General features: G+C 73.0%; 7 protein-coding genes. 4 read left to right on the plus strand and 3 right to left on the minus strand.

Annotation, left to right across the window (positions count from 1 at the left end; translation table 11 throughout):
- Nucleotides 1-978: serine/threonine-protein kinase (locus tag B7L92_RS36445; protein WP_174704075.1), on the minus strand; the 978-nt coding region annotated here is incomplete at its 3' end.
- A gap of 210 nt (nucleotides 979-1188) precedes the next feature.
- Entirely contained in the window at nucleotides 1189-1920 is a 732-nt protein-coding gene (gene kbpA / locus B7L92_RS36450; protein WP_170102282.1) for an AfsK-binding protein KbpA, read from the minus strand.
- A 134-nt stretch (nucleotides 1921-2054) separates the two neighbouring features.
- On the opposite strand from kbpA, the gene B7L92_RS36455 reads away from it, so the two are divergent.
- Nucleotides 2055-2690, plus strand: a complete 636-nt coding sequence (locus B7L92_RS36455) for a TetR family transcriptional regulator (protein WP_081241452.1) — start codon at nucleotides 2055-2057, stop codon at nucleotides 2688-2690.
- Between the two features lie 97 nt (nucleotides 2691-2787).
- On the opposite strand, the gene B7L92_RS36460 is transcribed toward B7L92_RS36455, so the two are convergent.
- Complete coding sequence (locus B7L92_RS36460) at nucleotides 2788-3240, minus strand: Lrp/AsnC family transcriptional regulator (RefSeq protein ID WP_081241453.1); 453 nt, start codon at nucleotides 3238-3240, stop codon at nucleotides 2788-2790.
- Between the two features lie 82 nt (nucleotides 3241-3322).
- On the opposite strand from B7L92_RS36460, the gene B7L92_RS36465 reads away from it, so the two are divergent.
- The 3 genes from B7L92_RS36465 to B7L92_RS36475 all read left to right on the plus strand — a co-directional run.
- Nucleotides 3323-3949, plus strand: coding sequence for a LysE family translocator (locus B7L92_RS36465; RefSeq protein ID WP_081241454.1), 627 nt, complete (start codon nucleotides 3323-3325; stop codon nucleotides 3947-3949).
- Nucleotides 3950-4152: 203 nt separating this feature from the next.
- Nucleotides 4153-4578 carry a pyridoxamine 5'-phosphate oxidase family protein gene (locus tag B7L92_RS36470; RefSeq protein WP_081241455.1) on the plus strand — a complete coding sequence of 142 codons (426 nt, stop codon included), beginning with the start codon at nucleotides 4153-4155 and terminating at the stop codon, nucleotides 4576-4578.
- 31 nt (nucleotides 4579-4609) lie between these two features.
- A partial coding sequence (locus B7L92_RS36475; RefSeq protein ID WP_081241456.1) for a pyridoxine/pyridoxamine 5'-phosphate oxidase occupies nucleotides 4610-5054 on the plus strand: 445 nt, incomplete at its 3' end.

Genomic DNA, 5054 nt, shown 5'->3' on the forward strand with positions numbered 1-5054 from the left:
GTCGTGCGGGGGCGGCGGCGGGATGTGGGGAGGGACGCCCCCGCCGCTGAGGCCTCCTCCGTGGGCGGGCTTGGGCGCCGGACGGCCGCCCCGGCGGGCCTCGATCAGGCTCACCGCGCGCTCGGGCAGCCAGGCGGAGGCCGTGCCGCTGTCGTCGGAGCCGGAACCGAACAGGTGCGGGGCGAGCTGGGCCTGGAGGTCGGCGGGGCTGGGCCGGGCCGGGGCCTCCATCTGCATGCAGGCCTCGATCAGCGGACGCAGCTCGTCCGGGAGCCCGTCCAGGTCCGGGCCCTCGCGCAGCAGCATGAAGACCGTCTCGACCGGGTTGGCGCCGTGGAAGGGGGCGTGGCCGGTGGCGGCGAAGACGAGCGTGGAGCCCAGGGAGAACACGTCGCTGGCGCCGGTGACGCTGCGGGAGTCCTTCGCCTGCTCCGGGGACATGTAGGCGGGGGTGCCGACGGCGACGTTCGTCATCGTCAGACGGGTGTTCGACACACCGGAGGCGATGCCGAAGTCGATCACCCGGGGGCCGTCCTCGACGACGAGGACGTTGGAGGGCTTCAGGTCGCGGTGGACCAGCCCGGCACCGTGGATCGACTGGAGCGCCTCCGCGACGCCCGCCGCGAGCCAGCGCACCGCCTGGGCCGGCAGCGGGCCGCACTCGTTCACTATCTCCTCGAGGGAGGGCGCGGGAACGTACGCGGTGGCCAGCCACGGCACGGCGGCACGCGGGTCGGCGTCCACGACGGCCGCCGTGTAGAAGCCGGAGACCGCCCGGGCCGCCTCCACCTCGCGCGTGAAGCGGACCCGGAACAACTGGTCCTCGGCCAGTTCGGTCCGGACCGTCTTGATCGCCACGCGCCGCCCGGACGCCGAGCGCGCGAGATAGACCAGCCCCATGCCGCCGGCTCCCAGCCGTCCCAGCACCTCGAACGGCCCGATACGCCGCGGATCGTGCTGCGTCAGCTGATCCACCACTTGCCTGCCACCTCCCCGTACGAGTCGCGCCACCGCCTTGTGCACGCGACCGAAGTGCAGCGTCTCACCACCGCACCGCCGCGGCGGCACGCACCCCGATTCTTCCTGGCCGGGCCTCCGGTTGCGAACCGGCCGACAAATAGGGTGTCCAGGTTTACATACGGCACAGGGGGACGGACGGGTGGTCGGTGGACCGCCCGGCGGGCCGGGTCAGCGGCGCAGCAGCGCGAAGGACGCCCCCTGGTCGTCGGTGACCACGGCCGCCGTGCCGTACGACGTCTCGAAGGGCGGCACCTGGACCCGGCCGCCGAGCCGGGTCACCCGCTCCATGGTGGCCGCCGGGTCCTCGACGGCGAAGTGGACGAGGAAGTGGGGCGGCATCTCGGCGGGGAAGACGTCGGAGATCGGCGCGCGGCCGAAGTCCGGGTCGGCGCCCGGACCGAACAGGGCGTCGTGGAAGAGGTCCCCGTAGAAGGCGTTGGCCGCCTCGGTGTCCCGGGTGTAGAGCTCGACCCAGGCGAAGGTGCCCGGCTCGCGGCGGCGGCCGAAGCCGGGGTGGCCGACCGGCTGCCAGAGGCCGAAGACGGCTCCCCCGGGGTCGGTGACGAGCGCGGCGACGCCCAGCTCGCCGACCGGCAGCGGCGCGGAGACGATCTGCCCGCCGGCCGCGCGGATCCGCCCGCACAGCGCCTCGGCGTCCGGGGTCGCGAAGGACACCGTCCACACCGTGGGCATCCGGCCGTCCGTCTTGTGCGCGAGGGAGGCGACGGGCTCGCCGTCCTTCAGCGCCTCCACGGTCCCCGGGGACCGGGCGGGCTGGTCCTGGAAGGTCCATCCGAAGAGCTCGCCGTAGAACCGCTTGCCCGCCTCCACGTCGGGCAGCTGCGCGTCCACCCAGCACGGGGTGCCCTCTGTGTACTCCGGTGCCCTGTTTTCGGCCATGCCGCCAAAGTAACCGCGTCGTCCGCACCCCGCAGACCAGGCACACCAGCCTCCGTGTGCCCACGCACCCCATTTGCAGTCGGCCGAATCGCGCTCCCATCACCCCTCGGTAAGCTGACGACATGACAGGACAAGTGCGTACCGTCGACGGCCGCGTGGCCGGCCGGCGAGGGCAGGCGACCCGGCAGAAGCTGCTCGACTGCCTCAGCGAGATGCTCAGCTCGTCACCCTATCGGGACGTCAAGGTCATCGATGTCGCACGCAAGGCGGGGACTTCCCCGGCGACCTTCTACCAGTACTTCCCCGACGTCGAGGGCGCCGTCCTGGAGATCGCGGAGCAAACGGCCGCCGACAGCGCCGGGTTGACCGAGCTCCTGGAGGGCCGTTCCTGGGTCGGCAAGGCCGGCTGGCAGACGGCCCAGGAACTCGTCGACGGTTTCCTGGAGTTCTGGCGGAAGAACGACGCGATCCTGCGCGTCGTGGACCTCGGCGCGGCCGAGGGCGACAAACGCTTCTACAAGATCCGCATGAAGGTCCTGAACTCCGTGAACGCCTCCCTGGCGGACTCCGTCGCCGCGCTGCAGGCCAAGGGGCGGGTCGACAAGGACGTGAACCCGGCGGCGATCGCCGGTTCCCTGGTCACGATGCTCGCGGCCGCGGCCTCGCACCAGAAGGGCTTCTCCTCCTGGGGCGTCAAGCAGGCCGAACTCAAGCCCAACCTGGCCCTGTTGGTGCACCTGGGCGTCACCGGCAAGAAGCCGACGAGGTAGGTGCCCGGCGAATCGTTTCTGCGATCACGCGTCCTGTCCGGCAGGCGGCGGTCCACCCCGGTGGACCGCCGCCTGCCGCATGTCCCGGCACCGCGTGCTAGGCGGGCAACGGGCGGTCCTTCACCACGTGCTTCATCACCAGCGTGGACGTCAGCCGCTGCACCCCCGGCAGCGTGGCCAGGCGTTCGTCGTAGAGCCGCTGGTAGGAGGCGAGGTCGGCGGCGACCACCCGCAGCAGGTAGTCCGGCTCCCCGAACAGCCGCTGCGCCTCCAGCACCTCCTCCACCTCGCCGACCGCCCGCTCGAACTCCGCGACCGTGTCGCGGTCCTCCTGGCGCATGGAGACGAACACCAGCGCCTCGAAGGTCAGCCCCACGGCGGCCGGGTCCACCACCGCCCGGTAGCCGCTGATCGCGCCCGACCGCTCCAGCTCCCGCAGCCGCCGGTGACAGGGGGAGACGCTGAGCCGCACCCGCGCGGCCAGCTCCGTCACGGTCAGCCGCCCGTCCTGCTGCAGCTCGGCAAGAATCTTCCGGTCCATGTCGTCCACAGGGTGGATCCTGCCTCGAAACGCGGGAAAACGGGAAAAATACGGGAACACATTCGCCCCCTTCCCACCTAATCTCGCCCTCATGGACACCACGGCCCTCCTCTCCTTCCTCGCCCTCGACCTGATGCTGGTGTGCGTACCGGGTGCCGACTGGGCGTACACGATCTCGGCCGGGCTGCGGGGACGGTCGGTGGTCCCGGCGGTCGGAGGGCTGGTGGCCGGGTACGCGCTGCACACGGTGCTCGCCGCGGCGGGGCTGGCGGTCCTGGTCGCGGGCTCCCCGGCCCTGCTCACCGCGCTGACCGTGGCGGGGGCCGGGTATCTGGTGTGGCTGGGCTGGAGCGTGCTGCGCCGCCCCGGCGCCCCGGCCGCGGACGGGGCCGCGGAGGAGGAGAACGGCGTCCGGGCCTTCCGGCGCGGGGCCGCGATCAGCGGCCTGAACCCCAAGGGCCTGCTGCTCTACCTCTCCGTCCTGCCCCAGTTCCTGGTCACGGGCGACGGCGCGCGGCTGCCGGTGCCGGCGCAGACCGCCGTCCTGGGGCTGCTGCACATGGCGTGCTGCGCCGCCGTCTACCTGTCCGTCGGCCTCGCCGCCCGCGCCGTGCTCGGCACCCGTCCGGCGGCGGCCCGCGCGGTCGTGCGCACGTCGGGGGCGGCGATGCTCGGGATCGGCGCGTTCCTCCTGGTCCAGCGGCTGGCGATGCTCTAGAGCCGGACGGATCGTGCGCGCCCTCGGGCGGGATGTTCCGGCCTCGACGACCCGGGACACGACAGGGGTTGCCGCCGCAGCACACGGACGGGGGAAGACCGGGGCGGGCGGCCGTCGTTGTGCCCGGTGGAAACCGACCGACCGTACGCGCGGCACGACCGCCCCGTACGTCCGCGACGCCCGAGCCGCAGGAGGAACCCGCGATGGCCCTGACCCGCGAAGAACGTGAACAGTTCCTGGCCGAACCCCACGTCGCCGCGCTCGCGGTCGACGCGGGACCGGGGCGCGCCCCGCTCACCGTGCCGATCTGGTACCAGTACGCGCCCGGCGGCGACGTGTGGATCATGACCGGCCTCGACTCCCGCAAGAACAAGCTGATCGGCGCGGCCGGGCGGTTCTCGCTCATGGTCGACCGGACCGAGCCCACCATCCGGTACGTGTCGGTGGAGGGACCGGTCCTGGAGACCGTCCCCGCCACGATCGAGCGGCTCCGGGAGATCTCCGCCCGCTACCTCCCGGCCGACAAGGTCGAGGGGTACGTCGACTTCGCGTGGAAGAACCACGGCGAGCAGGTCGTCGTCCGCATGCGGCCCGAGCACTGGGTGTCGTCCGACCTCGGGTCGGTGTGAGCCCGGCCGTCCCGCGCACGAGAATCGGGACATGGGAACCGATCTCCACGAGTTGCTGAGGTCACTGCGGGTCTGGGACCCGGAGGACACCGAACTGCCGGCGCTGGATCCGGCCGCCGCGCCCGCCGAGCCGCTGCCGCTGTTCACGCGGTGGCTGGCCGAGGTCGCGGCGGCCGGGCAGCGCGAGCCGCACACCATGTCCCTGGCCACGGCGGACGCGGACGGGCTGCCGGACGTACGGATCGTGATGCTGCACGGCGCGGACGCCGACGGCTGGTCCTTCGCGACCCACGCGCACAGCCGCAAGGGCGGCCACCTCGCCGTCCGCCCGTATGCCGCGCTGGCCTTCCACTGGCCGACGCTGGGCCGTCAGGTGCGCCTGCGCGGGCCCGTCGCCACCGCTCCGGCCGAGGAGGCGCAGGCCGATCTGCACGCCCGCTCCACCGGGGCGCTGGCCGCCGCGCTGACCGGCCGGC

The organism is Streptomyces viridosporus, from assembly GCF_002078235.1.
GTDB classification, from domain to species: Bacteria; Actinomycetota; Actinomycetes; order Streptomycetales; family Streptomycetaceae; genus Streptomyces; species Streptomyces viridosporus.